At 72.9% G+C, this 14927-nt stretch carries 14 protein-coding genes; 5 read left to right on the forward strand and 9 right to left on the reverse strand.

Going from position 1 to position 14927, the window contains the following annotated elements; all coding sequences use genetic code 11:
• Nucleotides 1-433: 433 nt before the first annotated feature.
• A complete protein-coding gene (locus ODJ79_RS22830) occupies nt 434-1504 on the reverse strand; it encodes an AraC family transcriptional regulator (RefSeq protein WP_263025572.1) in 1071 nt (356 codons plus the stop codon).
• Nucleotides 1501-2436 (reverse strand): oxidoreductase, encoded by a 936-nt coding sequence (locus ODJ79_RS22835; RefSeq protein ID WP_263025573.1) that lies wholly within the window; start codon nt 2434-2436, stop codon nt 1501-1503. Before ODJ79_RS22835 ends, ODJ79_RS22830 begins: the two co-directional genes overlap by 4 nt.
• Before the next feature lie 253 nt (nt 2437-2689).
• On the opposite strand from ODJ79_RS22835, the gene ODJ79_RS22840 reads away from it, so the two are divergent.
• The 4 genes from ODJ79_RS22840 to ODJ79_RS22855 all read left to right on the forward strand — a co-directional run bounded on the left by ODJ79_RS22840 (nt 2690) and on the right by ODJ79_RS22855 (nt 7259).
• Nucleotides 2690-2950 carry a hypothetical protein gene (locus ODJ79_RS22840; protein WP_263025574.1) on the forward strand — a complete coding sequence of 87 codons (261 nt, stop codon included), beginning with the start codon at nt 2690-2692 and terminating at the stop codon, nt 2948-2950.
• A gap of 1 nt (nt 2951) precedes the next feature.
• On the forward strand, nt 2952-3836 hold the full coding sequence (locus tag ODJ79_RS22845) for a hypothetical protein (protein ID WP_263025575.1): 885 nt from the start codon (nt 2952-2954) through the stop codon (nt 3834-3836).
• A gap of 17 nt (nt 3837-3853) precedes the next feature.
• Entirely contained in the window at nt 3854-6481 is a 2628-nt protein-coding gene (locus tag ODJ79_RS22850) for an FtsK/SpoIIIE domain-containing protein (protein WP_263025576.1), read from the forward strand.
• 82 nt (nt 6482-6563) lie between these two features.
• On the forward strand, nt 6564-7259 hold the full coding sequence (locus ODJ79_RS22855) for a hypothetical protein (RefSeq protein ID WP_263025577.1): 696 nt from the start codon (nt 6564-6566) through the stop codon (nt 7257-7259).
• Nucleotides 7260-7304: 45 nt separating this feature from the next.
• On the opposite strand, the gene ODJ79_RS22860 is transcribed toward ODJ79_RS22855, so the two are convergent.
• Together ODJ79_RS22860 and ODJ79_RS22865 are read right to left on the reverse strand one after the other, a co-directional pair.
• On the reverse strand, nt 7305-8525 hold the full coding sequence (locus tag ODJ79_RS22860) for a cupin domain-containing protein (RefSeq protein WP_263025578.1): 1221 nt from the start codon (nt 8523-8525) through the stop codon (nt 7305-7307).
• An 8-nt stretch (nt 8526-8533) separates the two neighbouring features.
• Nucleotides 8534-8788, reverse strand: coding sequence for a BatC protein (locus ODJ79_RS22865; protein ID WP_263025579.1), 255 nt, complete (start codon nt 8786-8788; stop codon nt 8534-8536).
• Nucleotides 8789-8865: 77 nt separating this feature from the next.
• On the opposite strand from ODJ79_RS22865, the gene ODJ79_RS22870 reads away from it, so the two are divergent.
• Nucleotides 8866-9606 carry a DUF72 domain-containing protein gene (locus tag ODJ79_RS22870; protein ID WP_263025580.1) on the forward strand — a complete coding sequence of 247 codons (741 nt, stop codon included), beginning with the start codon at nt 8866-8868 and terminating at the stop codon, nt 9604-9606.
• Here ODJ79_RS22870 and ODJ79_RS22875 read toward each other — a convergent pair.
• The 5 genes from ODJ79_RS22875 to secA2 form a co-directional block, all read right to left on the reverse strand.
• A complete protein-coding gene (locus ODJ79_RS22875; RefSeq protein WP_263025581.1) occupies nt 9581-10453 on the reverse strand; it encodes a DUF72 domain-containing protein in 873 nt (290 codons plus the stop codon). The two genes, ODJ79_RS22870 and ODJ79_RS22875, sit on opposite strands and share 26 nt — an antisense overlap.
• Before the next feature lie 66 nt (nt 10454-10519).
• Nucleotides 10520-10936 carry a TraR/DksA family transcriptional regulator gene (locus ODJ79_RS22880; protein WP_263025582.1) on the reverse strand — a complete coding sequence of 139 codons (417 nt, stop codon included), beginning with the start codon at nt 10934-10936 and terminating at the stop codon, nt 10520-10522.
• Between the two features lie 166 nt (nt 10937-11102).
• Nucleotides 11103-11735: a uridine kinase gene (locus ODJ79_RS22885; protein ID WP_263025583.1), complete on the reverse strand. Its 633-nt coding sequence runs from the start codon at nt 11733-11735 to the stop codon at nt 11103-11105.
• Between the two features lie 10 nt (nt 11736-11745).
• Nucleotides 11746-12300, reverse strand: coding sequence for a winged helix-turn-helix domain-containing protein (locus ODJ79_RS22890; protein ID WP_263025584.1), 555 nt, complete (start codon nt 12298-12300; stop codon nt 11746-11748).
• A gap of 332 nt (nt 12301-12632) precedes the next feature.
• A complete protein-coding gene (secA2, locus tag ODJ79_RS22895; protein WP_263025585.1) occupies nt 12633-14924 on the reverse strand; it encodes an accessory Sec system translocase SecA2 in 2292 nt (763 codons plus the stop codon).
• Nucleotides 14925-14927: the final 3 nt, after the last annotated feature.

Below are 14927 nucleotides of genomic sequence, written 5' to 3' on the forward strand. Positions count from 1 at the left end.
CGGGCCGTCGCGCACCGGCCGAGGTGCGCCGTCGTCCTCGCCGCGGATGCCGTAGCACATGTCCTGGTGATCACGTGGCGTTTCCACAGAATCTCGTTGTCCACAGAGCACCCGGCCTCGTCCGCGCAACATCGCGATTTCTTCGTCAGAATGACCGACGGGGGCACCCCCTGGGAGGGCGGGCTTGGTGGGCGGGCTTGGTGGGCGGGCTTGGTGGGCGGGCTCGGCAGGCGGGCTCGGCAGGCGGGCTCGGCAGGCGGGCTCGACAGGCGGGCTCGACAGGCGAGCTCGACAGGCGAGCTCGACAGGCGAGCTCGACAGGCGGGCCCGGCAGGCGGGCTCGACAGGCGGGCTCGACAGGCGAGCGCAACGGGCACGACAGACGAGCACGACAGACCTTGAATCCGTGATCATCGGGGCTGGTTGGCGCTGCTTACAGCGCCGCGGCTCGGGCCTGCTGCGGTGTCGTGCCGGACCAGCGGTGGAATGCCCGGTAGAACGAGCTGGGCTCGTCGTAGCCGAGCAGGAACGCTACCTCGGCGACGGTGACGTCCGGGCGGTCCAGGTAGTGGTGGGCGAGCGCGAGCCGGGTGCGGTCGAGGACGGTCTGGAACGTGGTGCCCTCGTCGGCCAGGCGGCGCTGGAGGGTTCGGGGGCTCAGGGCCAGTCGCCGGGCGACCGCCGGTGCGTCGGTGCGGCCGGCCGGCAGCAGCTCCAGGAGGGCGGCCCGGACTCGGTCCGAGGTGGACTCGACGCGGTCCAGGTCGGCCAGGCGGCGCCGCAGCTCGGGCTCGAAGACGCGCCACATCTCGTCGTTCGCGGTGAGAAACGGTCGCGAAGCGTCGGCGGCCGAGAAGGTCACGCTGGTCGACGTCCCGACGGTGAAGGGCATTCCCAGCAATTCCCGGTACGCCTTCCCGGCCTCACCGCCGGGCGGGGCCGGCATGGTGATCGCCGTCGGGAGGACGCGGGCGCGGGTGCCCAGCCGGGCCAGCATCACGATGAAGGCCAGCTCGAAGGCGACCAGGCCGTTCGGCGGCGGCGGGCTCTCCGGCCACGTCACGGTCAGCCGCACGCCCCCGTCCACGCCCGAGCCCGAAACAACGCCCGAGCCCGAAACAACGCCCGTACCCGAAACAACGCCCGAGCCGGAAACGGCGACGTCCGTGACGGACAGGGCCAGCGGGCCGATCAGGCGCTTGTGCACGGCCATCCGCTCGGCCGCGTGCCGCAGATCGGGGCTGCACAGCGCAGCGAACAGCGGCGGCTGGAAGATCTCGGCCGAGATGTGGCCCGCCATACTGGCCCCGATCGCCGGGTCCCCGGTGACCGACTCCAGCGCCGTCCACAAGGCGTAGAACTGCGCGGGAGTCAGGTTGACCTGCGGGCTCAGGAACAGGTCCTCGGGCAGGCCGGCCACCCGCAGTACGGCGGGGACCGGCACGCCCAGGTCGGCCAGCAGGGCGACGGTGGCGGGGCTGAGCGCGAAGCGGGCGACGGTCAAGCGGCCACCACCCGGGACACGTCGATGTCGAGGCCGGTCAACCGCCGGGAGACCGACCACAGCACGGCGATCGCGTGGTCGGCGCCGGGGCGGATCAGGCGGCGGCGCACCGGCGGGCCGCTGCTGTTCCAGCGTGGGCCGTACATCGTGCCGCCGGTGGCGTGCGGGTCGGTGGCGGCGCGTAGCTGGCACAGGGCGCCGCGGGCCGGGGTCATGCCGATCCGGCGGGTGAGCGTCAGGAAGAACGGGCCCAGCCGGCCGCCGCCGCCCTCGTGGACGGTGTGCGACTGGAGGCCGGTGTCGGAGAGGCCGGGGTGGGCCGTGAGCGCCCGGGCGGGCACCCCGGCCGCCCGGAACTGGCGGTCGAGACCCTGCGCGAAGTGGCGGTCGGCGAGCTTGCTGTTCGCGTACGCAAGCCAGGGTTTGTAGTTGCGGTCGAGGAACGGGTCGTCGGGGTCGAGCGGGCGCCCCAGGTGCTGCGCGCCGCTGGTCAGGGTGACCACCCGGGCGGCGGGGGCGCGGAGCACGGCCGGCAGCAGGCGGGCGGTGAGCGCCCAGTGCCCGAGGTGGTTGATGCCGAGCTGGGACTCGAAGCCGTCGGCGGTGCGCCGCTGCGGCATCGCCATCACCCCGGCGTTGTTGATCAGCAGGTCGATCGCCGGGTGCGCGGCGAGGATGGCATCGGCGGCGCGCTCGACCGAGGCCAGGTCGCCGAGGTCGAGCTCGACGATCTCGACCGAGGCGCCGGGGTGCTGGGCGAGCAGCCGGTCTCGGGCCGCGGTCGCCTTCGCCTGGTCGCGGGCGGCCATCACGACGTGGGCGCCCTTGCCGGCCAGGGCGCCGGCGGTGATCTCGCCGAGGCCGCCGTTGGCGCCGGTCACGACGGCCACCCGGCCGTTCTGCCGGGGAATGTCTTCGATGCTCCAGGACATGACAATGACGCTACGGTCCCGGCCGGCCCGATGCAGTGGCCGATCGCGCCAACTGGTTGGCAGATGGCGCCACGGCTCACTCACTTTCACTCACCGTCGGATCTTGGACTCGACGGGCGGACGGGGTGTGCGGCGGTGCTTCGGTAAGGGTTCCGGCCTGTCCCGCGAATGGGGTGTGCGGGGACGGCAGGGCAGGAAGGGGGCAGTAGGCTGAGGGCCGAAGTCGGGTTCCGCACAGCAGGAGGCTGCACGGGTGGCCAGTGTCGCCGAGGTCAAAGCGGCCGTCGACGCCGCGCTCCAGCAGGTCAGCGAGGGGCAGGCGGCGATACAGGCGGCCCGGGAGAAGCTGGGCGAGGCCCAGCAGAGCCTGGCCGCGGCGCTCGACGGCAGCGGGCACGACGCGGTGACCTCGGCGTATGCCTCACTGTCGCAGGCCGACCAGCAGCTCGAGGAGTGCATCGGCGTGACGGCGGCCGCCGTCGAGCAGGCGCAGACCTACACGGCCAACCTCTGAGATGTCGCTGATCCAGGACCTCGGCGCGCAGGTTCGCGCCGCCTCCGACGAGTTGCCCACCGGGCTGGTCACGGTGGCGATGGAAAAGCTGCGCAGCGCCACCGAGCTGCTGATGTGGGTGCGCGAGACCTCGCAGGACCCGATGGGCGTGCCGCAGCTGGGCAACGCCCTGGAGGCCGCCGAGCGGGCCGCCGCCGCGCTGCGGGTGACGCAGGATTCCCTCGCGACCTATCTGGCCGGCCTCGGGCTGGCCGCCGATGCCGCCGCCCCGCCCGACCAGACCTGGAAGGCGGGCCTCGAACAGCCGGCGGTCAAGGCGGCGGGCGGCGAGGCGCCACCGCCGGGCGAGAAGCTCGGGCCCTGGTGGCAGCAGCGGGTCGCCCAGCTGACCGGCGAGCCCGCCCCGAAGGAGGACCGGACCAAGGCGGCCGCCACCGAGGACACTGCCGAGCTGCTGCGCCGGGTCGCCTCCGGGGTGCGCGCCGGTGACAAGGCGAAGGTGGGGCGCGACCTGCACGGTGCGAGCGCGGCGACCGGGCTGGCGCTGTCCGCGATGACCTCGCCGGTGCTGCACCGGCTGGCCGGCGACCTGCTCGGGCACGAGCCCCGGCCGGACGACGTGGAGCGGCTGCGCACCGCCTCGGCCGGGCGGGTGCGCTCGCTGCTGCCGGGCACCTCCCCGGCGGTGCTCGACACGCTGCTCGCCCGGATCTGCCGCGCCCCGGTCAAGCAACCGCCGGGGCAGGCCGCGCACCCGGCCGACAGCGCGGTGACGGCGGGTGTGCTGACCGGCGTGCTGCTCGCCCGGCTGGGTCGCGACGCGGCCTCGCTCAAGCCGGACGCCCCCGACCCGGTGCGCCGCCCCGAGGCCGCCGACGCCCGATGAGAGCGTGCTGACACCCCATGGCTGACTCGACCGCACAGCAGGTGATGGACATCCGGGCCGCGCTCTCGCACGCGCTCGGCGCGGCGGAGAACGCGCTCGCCGCGGCGCAGGACGCGTACGCGAACGCCGGCGAGCGCCGGGAGCGGGTGGTGGCCGCCGCGATCGCCCGCCGCAAGAAGGTGGCCGAGACCCTCGACGGCCGGCTGCACGAGATCGACGACCGGCACCGCAAGGATCTCGCCGCGTTCGCCGAGGCGGCCGCGTCGGCGGCCGACCGGGCGGCGCCGGGCGCGGCCGGCGACCCGTGGGGCGACTGGCAGCCGACCCCCCTGGACACCGCGGCCGAGCTGCGGATCGGCCGGCTGCTGCTGCCGCACCCCGAGCAGGTGCCGGCGTTGGTGCCGTTCCTCGACCACGGGCACATCGTGGTGCGTGGTGAGCGGCGGCCCGGCGATGAGGTGGTGGCCGGGCTGCTGCTGCGGGCGCTGGGCACCGCCGCGCCGGGGGCGCTGACCATCACCGGGTACGACCCGGAGCATCTCGGCGGGGGCCTGGCGCGGTTCGCCACGCTCGCGCCGGCCGGCGTGCTGACCTTCGTCGGCCCGGGCGGGTTGCCGGGGCTGCTGAACGAGCTGGTCGACCACGTACGCCGGATCAACGAGACGGTCCTGGCCGGGGAGTACACGTCGCTGCGGGAGCTGGCGGCGGCCACCCACCGGCGGCCGGAGCCGTGGCGGGTGGCGGTGCTGCTCGGCGCGGGCGAGCTGAGCCGGCCCGAGCAGACCCAGCTGCAGCGGCTGCTGCGCACCGGCGCCGCCGCCGGCGTGCACCTGATCATCCAGGGGCTGCCGGTGCAGGCCGGGCCGGGCATCGAGTTCATCACCGCGCAGGACGGCGATCATGCGGGGATGAGCAGCGCGGGCGCTCTTCCGGTACGGCTGGACGACGGCCCGCCGCAGGCGGTCGTGGCCGCGGCCTGCCGCCGGATCGCCGAGGCGGTCGCGGCCGGTCCCGCACCGGTGGCGCTGGACAGCCTGCTCCCGCAGGAGCTGTGGAAGGAGAGCTCGGCGACCGGGCTGACCGCGCCGCTCGGGGACAGCCCGCTCGGTGTGCCGGTGACCGTGACGCTCTCCGACTACCCGCCGCACGCGCTGATCGCCGGGCCGTCCGGCACCGGCAAGACCAACCTGATCTACGCCTGGATGGGCGCGCTCGCCGCCCGCTACTCCCCCGCCGAGCTGGCCTTCTACCTGCTCGACTTCAAGGAGGGGGTGTCGTTCGCCCGGTTCGCGCCGGGGCGGCGCGACCCGAGCTGGCTGCCGCACGTGCGGCTGGTCGGCGTGAACGTCAACAACGACCGGGAGTTCGGGCTGGCGCTGCTGCGTTTTCTCGGCGAGGAGCTGCGCCGCCGGGCCGACGCGGCCAAGCGGTACGAGGTGACCAACCTGGCCGAGCTGCGCGCCGAGGACCCGGAGGGCCAGTGGCCGCGGATCGTCGCGGTGGTCGACGAGTTCCAGGTGCTGCTGGCCGGCCGCGACGCGGTCACCGGCGAGGCCGCCGACCTGCTCGAGGACCTCGCCCGCCGGGGGCGCTCGCAGGGCATCCACCTGATCCTGGCCAGCCAGGACGTCTCCGGCATCGAGGCGCTGTGGGGCCGGCCCGCGCTGGTCGCGCAGTTCTCGCTGCGGCTCGCCCTGCCCCGCGCCCGCCGCGTGCTGCCCGAGACGAACAACGCCGCCGACTCGCTGCCGCGCTACCACGCGGTGGTCAACGCCGACTCCGGCACCCCCGAGGCCAACAAGATCGTCCGGGTCCCGGCGGCCGGCGACCGCGACCGGTGGAACGCGCTGCAGCACCGCCTGTGGCGCAGCCGTCCGCGGGACCAGGGGCCGCCCCGGCTGTTCGACGGCGACGCCCGGCCCCGGCTCGCCGACAGCCCGGACTTCCGCCGGCTCGGCCCCGCCGAGGGTTCGCCCGCGCCGGTGGTACTGCTGGGTGACACCATCGACGTCCAATCACGATCTGCGCGTACGGTGTTGCGCCGCGCCCCCGGCCGCAATCTGGCCGTCCTCGGCACCCGCACCGAGGAGGCGTGCGCGGTGCTGGCCACCGCGGGTCGCTCGCTCGCCGCCCAGTTCCCGACGGACGGCGCCCGCTTCTCGCTGCTCTGCCTCGACCAGGACGCCAAGCAGCCGGCCGCCGACCTCTGCGCCGAGCTGCCGGAGTGCGGCTGGTACGACGCGGACAACGCGGACTGGCTGCTCGAGGACGCCGCCGCCGAGTCCTCCGGCGCCTTCCCCGCCGACCGGCCGCATTTCCTGCTGATCTACGCGGCCGACGCGCTGCCCGGCGGCAAGGACGCGGCCGGACAGCTGCGCACGATCCTGCGGCAGGGCCCGGAGCGGCGCATCCACGTGCTCGGCTGGTGGCGCGGCGCCGGCCTGCTGCGCGACGCGCTCGGCGGGCACGCCTCGCGCACCGACCCGATCGGCGCGTGGGTGGCCCTGGACGTGCACGGCAGCGAGCTCGCGCCGTACTATCCCGGCGCCGGCGCGCCGGCCTGGTACCCCCGGCCGTGGCGGGCCCTGCATTTCGACCGCTCGGTGCATCGTGGCGCCGAGGTGATAATCCCTTACGGACAATGATCGAGGATTATTCACGACGGTGGCGATCAGGATGGACAACTTGCGCGAGGTGCAACTCGAGGAAGGTCGTGAATAACCCTCGATGAGCGAGCTTCAACCGGCCGACTTCGAGACCGCCGACTATCGCAGCGTGCTGCGGCGGCTGACCACACTGGACGCCGACGCGGCGGATCTGCGCGCCGAGGCGCGGCGATGGCACGACGGCCGGGTCGCCGCCGCCGACCAGGCCGTCCGCGAGGCCGACGAGGGCCTGGCCGGCGCCGCCCGGGCCGCCGAGCAGGCGCAGCGCGACCTGGAGCGGGTGGACGCCCGGGCGCTCGGGCTGTGGGCCGAGTACGTGCACAAGGTCGGGCCGGTCGCCGAGCGCTACGGGCGCACCATGCCGGCCGCGTCGATCCCCCGGCAGCGCGGCGACCGGAACGCCGAGGACTACCTCGAGGAGGTGGCCGCGAAGGTCAAGTACATCCCGCCGCAGCAGCCGCTGAACTTCGGGGTGAAGGCGCTGTTCGCGCTCTTCGGTCTGGTCAGCGGTCTGCTCGCCGGGCTGGTCTTCCACGCGCTGCGGGAGGCGGCCGGCAACGAGCGGACCGGCACGTGGCGGGACGCGCTGCCGGTGGTGGCCCTGGTCGTGTTCCTGGCCTGCCCGGTGCTGGCGGTGGTGGCGGCCAAGAAGGTGGCCGACCGCCGGCAGGTGGGGCTGGACGCCGCGACGGTGGCCACCGTGCTGATCACGGGTCTGGTCACCGGCGGCCTGGTGCTGGCCGCGATCGGCCTGTAGCAGCCGGGATCGGCCGTCAAAGAGCCGCGATCGGTAGGGCGGGCCCTACGCCGGCGTCAGGACACCCTCGCGCAACAACCTCCGGGCCAGCACGAGGCGGTCCGCGTCGTCGTCGAGCGGCAGGTCGGCGACCCGCACCGGGCCGCCGGCCAGCACCACGCGCAGCGCCTCCGCGCAGGACGCCGGCAGCCTCAGCGCGCGGCCGGACAGCCGCAGCACGACGTGCCCGGGGCCGTCCTCGACCAGCCGCCATCGCAGACCGTCGCGCACCGCCACCGCCGATGACGGGGTCAGGCCGGCGGCGAAATCCAGCTGAGCGAGGGGGGAGATCGGGGCCGGGCGGGCGGCCGGCCAGTCCCGGGCGGTGAGCCGGGCGGCGACCTCGACCGGGTCGGCGGTGGCGAGCCAGTCGCGCAGGGCCTCGACCGTGTCGGTCAGGGTGGGTTCGAGGGCGGCCGGGTCGGTGACGTCCACACCGTACGGCAGGGTGCCGCGCAGGCGGACGTCGTCGGCTGCCATCGTCAGAAGCTCCTCGACCAGGGCGTACCGGGTGAGGGCGCGCACCCCGACGGTGAGGTGCAGGGAGCGGGACTCCTGCGCCTGCGCCGAGTGCAGCCAGCCGCGCGGCAGGTAGAGGGCGTCGCCCGGCCGCAGCAGCACGTCGAGGGCCGGTTCGCCGTGCGCGACGGCCGCGACCTCGTCGGCGCGGCCGCCCCACGGCTGGCGTTCGATCGGATCGTCGAGGACCGGCTCGTGGATGCGCCACCTCTTCACGCCGTCGACCTGCAGCACGAACACGTCGTGCGTGTCGTAGTGGGTGTCGAAGCCCTGGCTGCCGGGTGGGGTCAGGTACGCGTTGACCTGCACGGGGCGGCGCAGCTCGGCGCCCAGCTCGCGGGCGAAGCCGATCAGCGGCGGCCACATCCGGTGCAGGCCCTGCAGCACGAGGGTGGCGCCGCCGGCGAACAGGCGCATCACCTCGTCGTCGAGCACCTGGTCGGCGATCTCGGCGCCGGCGCCGCCCGGCCCGGTGAATCGGCCGTCGGGCAGCACCTTGCCGCGCTGGGCGACCCGCAGGAACGGCGTGCGCAGCCCGCGGCGGCTCAGCAGCTCGTCGACGGCGGCCGGGGAGAGCAGGTCGGTGAACGGGCCGGCGTGCGACAGCAGCGGCTCCCGGCCCCAGTGCGCGGCGGCGAACTTCTCCGGCTCGAGGCTCACGCAGCGGGTGAGTGCCGGGCGGTGGCCGCCCGGCGTCTCGTCGGTCATGCCGATGCTCAGGCGGCCGGGCCGTCGGCCCCGCCGTCCTGACTGCCGGGGTTGGCGCCGCCGTCGGCGGGGCCCTCGCCGCCGGCGCCGCCGTCCGCGCCGCCGTCCTGGCCGCCGGGGTTGGCGCCGCCGTCGGCGGGGCCCTCCCCGCCGGCGCCGCCGTCCGCGCCGCCGTCGTGGCCGGACACGTCGGCGCCGCCGTCGGCCGGACCTTCGCCGGAGGGCGTGCCGGTGCCGATGATGTCGTCGTCGCTGAGTGACATGGGAGCTCCTCGTTGTCGTGGGCTCCCGAAGTACCCCGAGTTGATCGTGCAAAACCGGGTATTCGGGGATTGTGTTGATGGTCGGAACCTCTGGGTGGCAGTACCAGGACTGGCGCGGCGGCCTCTATCCGGAGAAGCTGCCGCAGCGGCTGTGGCTGGAGCACTACGCGGAGAACTTCGGCACGGTCGAGGTGAACAACGCGTTCTACCGGCTGCCCGAGAGGTCCACCTTCGAGCAGTGGCGGGAGCGGACGCCGGCCGGCTTCGTGGTGGCGGTGAAGATGAGCCGTTACCTGACCCACGTGAAGCGGCTCAACGAGCCGGAGGAGCCGGTGCAGCGGTTCCTTTCCCGGGCCGAGGGGCTGGGCCGCAAGCTCGGCCCGGTGCTGATCCAGCTGCCGCCCTCCCTCCGGGGCGACCCGGACGCCCTCGAACGGACCCTCGCCGGGTTCCCGCCGCACGTCGAGGTGGTCGTCGAGCCCCGGCATCCGAGCTGGTTCACCGACGAGACGCGGGCGGTGCTGGAGAAGCACCGGGCGGCGCTGTGCTGGGCGGATCGGAAGGGACGGCCGCTCAACCCGCTGTGGCAGACCGCCGATTTCGGATATGTCCGGCTGCACGAGGGCCGGGCCCGGCCATGGCCGCGCTACGGCAGGGCGGCCCTGGCCCACTGGCTCGAACGGGCCGGGCGTTTTCCCCGTACGTACGTCTTCTTCAACAATGATCCCGGCGGCGCGGCGGTCGCGGATGCCACCGCCCTGGCCGCGCTGGCCCGCCGCCGAGGCGTCGAGGTCAGTCGGAGCCCAGCAGGTCGATGAGGGTGGACGCGTTGCGCTGGGCGTAGTCCGAGTAGCAGTTGTTCATGAACACCTGCACGTGCCCCGACTTGTCGGACAGGTCGCGCAGCTTCGGCGCCCAGCTCGCCAGCTCGGCCGAGGAGTACTCGTAGCCGAACTTCTCGTGGATGTCCTTGCTGGTCCACTTGTCGGAGTGGCCGTGGAAACGCACCACCGCCAGGTCCGCGGTGGCCGCGACGACCGGCGGCACCGACGACCGGTGCCCCTGCGGCATGTCCACGCAGACGAACGGCAACGCGTGCGCGCGCAGGAAGTCCAGCGTCTCGGTCTGGTTCGCGCCCTCGAACCAGGACGCGTTGCGCAGCTCGAACACCGGCCGCAGCGGCTTGCACCGCTGCGCCACCTCGACCATGAAGTCCTTGTTCGAGCGCCGGATGCCGAACCAGGGCGGGAACTGGAAGAGCACGGCGCCGAGCTTCCCGGCCTGGGCGAGCGGGTCCAGCGCCGTGAGAAAACGGCTCCAGATCTCCTCGTACGTCTGCGGTGCGAGATCCTGGGGATAGACGTTTTTCTTGTCCGTCTCCGGCCGGAGATCCTTGTAGATCGCGGACACCCGGGTGGGGTGTCCGGTCAGCAGGCTGAACGCCTTGATGTTGAAGACGAACCCCGCCGGCGTACGCTGCGCCCACAGTTTCGTGGTCTGCTCGTTCGGCGGGCCGTAGTAGGTCGCGTCGACCTCGACGATCGGGAACTGCCTGGCGTAATAGGCCAGCCGCTTCTCCGGCGTGTCGGCCGACGCCGGGTACCAGCCGGAGGCCAGCAGCGTCCGGTCCGTCCACGAGGCCGTGCCCACCTGGATCGTGCCCATCCGATCACGCTAGCGCTGATACAGCGGGTCCGCCGCTGCGAGGCGGCGGACCCGTGATCGTCCGATTCAGCCGGCCCGGCGCTCGCGGTTCTGCTTGCAGTTGACGCACGTGGTGGCCGAGGGGAAGACCTCGAGCCGCTCCACCGGGATCGGGTTCGAGCACCCCTCGCAGTTGCCGTAGGTGCCGTCGTCGAGCCGCTGCATGGCGTGCTCGGCCTGCGTCCGCCTGTCCAGCAGGGTACGCAGCAGCGACGTGGCGGCGTCGCGCTCGGCCGTCTTGGATCCGCTGTCGGCCTGGTCGTCGCCGGCCGCGTCACCGATCTCGACCAGCCGGAGCTTGTGGGACTCCGCGAGCGCCTCCTCGTACTCGGCGTTCGCGTCGTCGAACCGGCCCCGCAGGATGTCCCGGATCAGCTCGACCTCTTCCGCCGTCCGGCTCTTGGCGGCACCCTTGCCCGTGATCACCGCTCCATTGACGAGCATGCGCTCCCCCACCCTTCCTCTGCCCCTGCCGGCGGATCCCTCCAGGGGCCACCCATCGCACCGTGGGCGCCCTTGATACCCGCCGCCGGAGGTCCCAAACTGGCCCCTCCGCTAAAAAAGTAACCGGAGCATAACTGTCAGTGGTCGAGTCCGCTACAGACTCGCGTCACCAACGTTCCTCGACGCGGGCCGGACGCCTCGGGTCGTCGACCCGCAGCACCACGTCGGCGAAGGACGCCGGGGCGACCTCGGACGCGTACCGATCGAAGGCCGGCAAGGTCCACCGCAGCCCAGGTGGGGTGCGCCGGAGCAGGGCCGCCGGGGACATCTCCAGATGCACCGCGAAGTCGACGGCGAGGCCGCCGCCGAGCAGCAGCGGGCCGCTCACCAACAGCACCGACGCCGGGGCCAGCAGGTGGTAGGAATCACGCGCCGAGCGGTCCGTCTCCGCGTTCCAGAGCCGGGTCAGCACCCGGCCGTCGCCGCCCGGGCCGGCCCGGTCGAGGACCTCGCGGGCGAGGCCGGCCTCGTCGAACCAGCCCGCGTAGAACGAGTCGGGGTTCTCCCGCCCGAACTCCAGGCGCACCGACGCGGGGCGCAGGAAGTCGGCGGTGTCGATCCGCACGGCCGGACGCCCCCGTAGCCGCAGCGGGTCGACCAGGGCGTCGGCAAGGCGTCCCGGCTCGGCCGCCGCGGGCCCGTCGATGGCCACGCGGAGAAAACTGTCAGGTTCCCGACTCGCCAGCTCATCGGCCAGCTCCTCGACGAGGTTGCCGACGGACACCGGGCGGACGCGCACGCCCGGAAGACTACTCGCGGGGCTGCACCACGATCCGGGCGTCGTCCGAGAGGCGGTAGCCCACCCCGTACACGGTGGTGATCACCGGCAGGGTGGCGCCGAGCTTGAGGCGCAGCCGGCGGACGTGCACGTCGACGGTGCGCTCGCCGGTGTGCTCGTAGCCCCAGACGCCGGCCAGCAGCTGGCCGCGGGTGAACACCAGGCGGGGCCGCTCGGCCAGGAACAGCAGGAGATCGAACTCGAGCCGGGTCAGCGGCAGCGGCTCCCCGTCGAGCAGCACCTGACGGGTCCCGGTCAGCAGCCGCACCTCCGGGCCGGTGGGCTCGTCGCGCTCCAGCAGAGCGGTCGCGGCCGGCTCGACGGTGATCGTGCCCTGGCTGATCTCGACGAGCTCGCGGACTGCCTCGATCAGCTTGTGGGCCTGCGGCGAGAGAGTGTCGGTGGTGAGTGGGATGGCGACCGTGACGGTCAAAGCGGAGTCGGCGGGCCGGCGGAGTCCGGAGCTACCCCGCCCCGGACCTGTGGCATGGCGGTTGACACGAGGCGACAGCGCGCTTACCGGCATTGTGATAGAGCCCCCTGAAATTGCATGGTCGGTAACCGTATACGACCGATCACCCTCCGTAAATTCGCGGTGAATAATTCCGCGACCGTTGTTGCCGGGTCAAGGCGGCAACCACACTGTGGGAAAATCGTTCCACATCGGCTTTGACCCAGCCAAATGCATTCTGGTAACGGCTTCTGTCAGTCTGTTTAAACGTTGCCGAACTGATCCGGTGACGTCCGTGCAGGCCACGAGGCATCGACGGGCAATAATGAGATTATTGCCACACCACATTTCTTTGTGGAAGCAAAAATCCCGCGTGGCGCACACGGCGCCACGCGGGATCTTTCTCGTCAGTTTCCGCCGGTCAGGCGGCGTCCCACCGCCGCAATCAACCGGTCCAGCTCGGAGCCGAACGGGTTGTCGTGCACCAAATACGTCCACGTCGCGCTGGGGCGGACGATCTCGGCGCGCTCCGGCTCCCAGCCCTCCGTGAGATCGGTCTGCTCGAAGGTCTCGATGGTGCGCGCCTCCACCTGGGTCAGCAGGTTCTGGAAGGCCGGAACGGCGGCCCGGTGGAATTCGTCCAGCGGGTCCAGCTTGCCCAGCGCGCGCAGATGCACGCCCTCCCGCACCTCCTGCAGCTCGGCCAGGTGCTCGGCCCAGAGCCGGTCCAGGTGGAAGAGTGCGATCGCCCGGGCCGCGTCGGAGAGCACGTCCTCGTCGGTCTCGTTCGCCTTCTCCGGCGAACGCTCGAGCAGCATGATGGCCGCGACCTCGGAGGTGAGCAGCCGCTCGCGCCGCTCGGCCAGCTGCAGCCGCTGCTGCTCGATGACCACGCTGTACCGCCAGGTGTTGCGGTGGATCTCGTGGTTCACGCCCTCGGCGACCCGCTGAGCGTGCTCGACCGCGTACTCCACCTGGTCGTCGTGCACGACGCCGTCCATGTCCATCCGCGGGGAGCGGGGCAGGATGTCGCCGGCGTGCCGGACCACCAGCTCGTCCTCGAGGCTCACGAAGAAGACCGAGCCGCCCGGGTCGCCCTGCCGGCCCGCCCGGCCGCGGAGCTGGTCGTCGACGCGGCGGCTGTCGTGCCGGCCGGAGCCGATCACGAACAGGCCGCCGAGCTCGACCACCCGGTCGCGGTCCTTCTCGTCGCTGCCGCCCAGCCGGATGTCGACACCCCGGCCGGCCATCTGGGTGGAGACGGTGACCGCGCCTACCGCGCCGGCCTCCGCGATGATCACGGCCTCCTCGGCGTCGTTCTTCGCGTTCAGCACGTTCGACGGGATGCCGGCCGCGGCCAGCTGCTTGGCCAGCAGCTCGGACGCCTTCACGTCGAGGGTCCCGACGAGCACCGGGCGGCCCTTCTCGTGGGCGATCTGGATCTCCTCGACCAGGGCGCGGTCGCGGTCCTCGTGCACCGAGTAGATCCGGTCCGGCTCGTCCTCGCGGATGTTCTCCGTGTTCGGCGGGATCACCGCGACCTCGAGCTTGAAATACTCGCGCAGCTGCTCGCCGACGTGCACCGCGGTCGCGGTCATGCCGCACACCGTGGCGTACAGCGCGATGTAGGCCTGCACGGTGATCGTGTCCAGCACCTCGCCCTCGGCGGTGGCGCTCAGCCCCTCCTTCGCCTCCACGGCCGCCTGCAGGCCGTCCGGCCAGCGGCGGCGCTGGGCGACCCGGCCGCGCATCTCGTCGATCAGCTCGACGCCGCCGTTGCGGACGATGTAGTCGACGTCGCGGTGCAGCAGGGCGTGGGCGTGCAGGGCCACGTTGACCGCGGAGAGGTGCTCGACCTGGTCGTCGGCGTACAGGTCGATGCCGCCGAGCTTCTCCTCGATCAGCTTGAGGCCGGTGTCGGTCAGCGCAACGCTGCGGCCGTCCTCGGCGACCTCGTAGTCCTTGCCGGCGCGCAGGTCACGGACCAGCTCGGCGGCCTCGTGCACCGGGTCGGCCTCGGTGGTGATCGAGCCGGCGAGGACCATCGGTACGCGAGCCTCGTCGATCAGGATCGAGTCGGCCTCGTCGACGATCGCGGTGGCCAGCTCGCGCTGCACCCGGTCCTCGACGTCGGTGACCAGTTGGTCGCGCAGGTAGTCGAAGCCGGCCTCGCTGACCGAGACGTACGTGACGTCGGCCAGGTAGGCCTCGGTGCGCTGCGCGGGGGTGCAGGACTCGGTGACCCAGCCGACCGAGAGGCCGAGCAGCTTGTAGACCGGCTCCATCCACTCGGCGTCGCGGCGGGCCAGGTAGTCGTTGACGGTCAGCACGTGCACCGGGCCGTGGCCGAGGCGGACGTGCCCGTATGCGGCGACGGTGGCGGTGAGCGTCTTGCCCTCGCCGGTGGCCATCTCGGCGACCTGGCCGGAGAGCAGCGCCATGGCACCGAGCAGCTGCACGTCGTACGGCCGCTGCTCGAGCGCACGCCACGCGGCCTCGCGCCCGATCGCGCAGATCTCGGTGAAATCCTTCGCCTCGCCGGCCGCCGCGGTCAGCGCCTCGTCGTCGAGCTCGCGCAACGCCTCCTCACGAGCTTCGATCGCCGGCAGCCGCTTCCGGAACGGCGCCAGGTCGACCGTCGTGCCCGGACGCTGCAGAAACTTGCGGAACCGGCTCTTGAGCCGCGTCGACACACCCATGGC

Origin of the sequence: Actinoplanes sp. KI2, from assembly GCF_025630775.1 — a bacterium.
GTDB lineage: Bacteria > Actinomycetota > Actinomycetes > Mycobacteriales > Micromonosporaceae > Actinoplanes.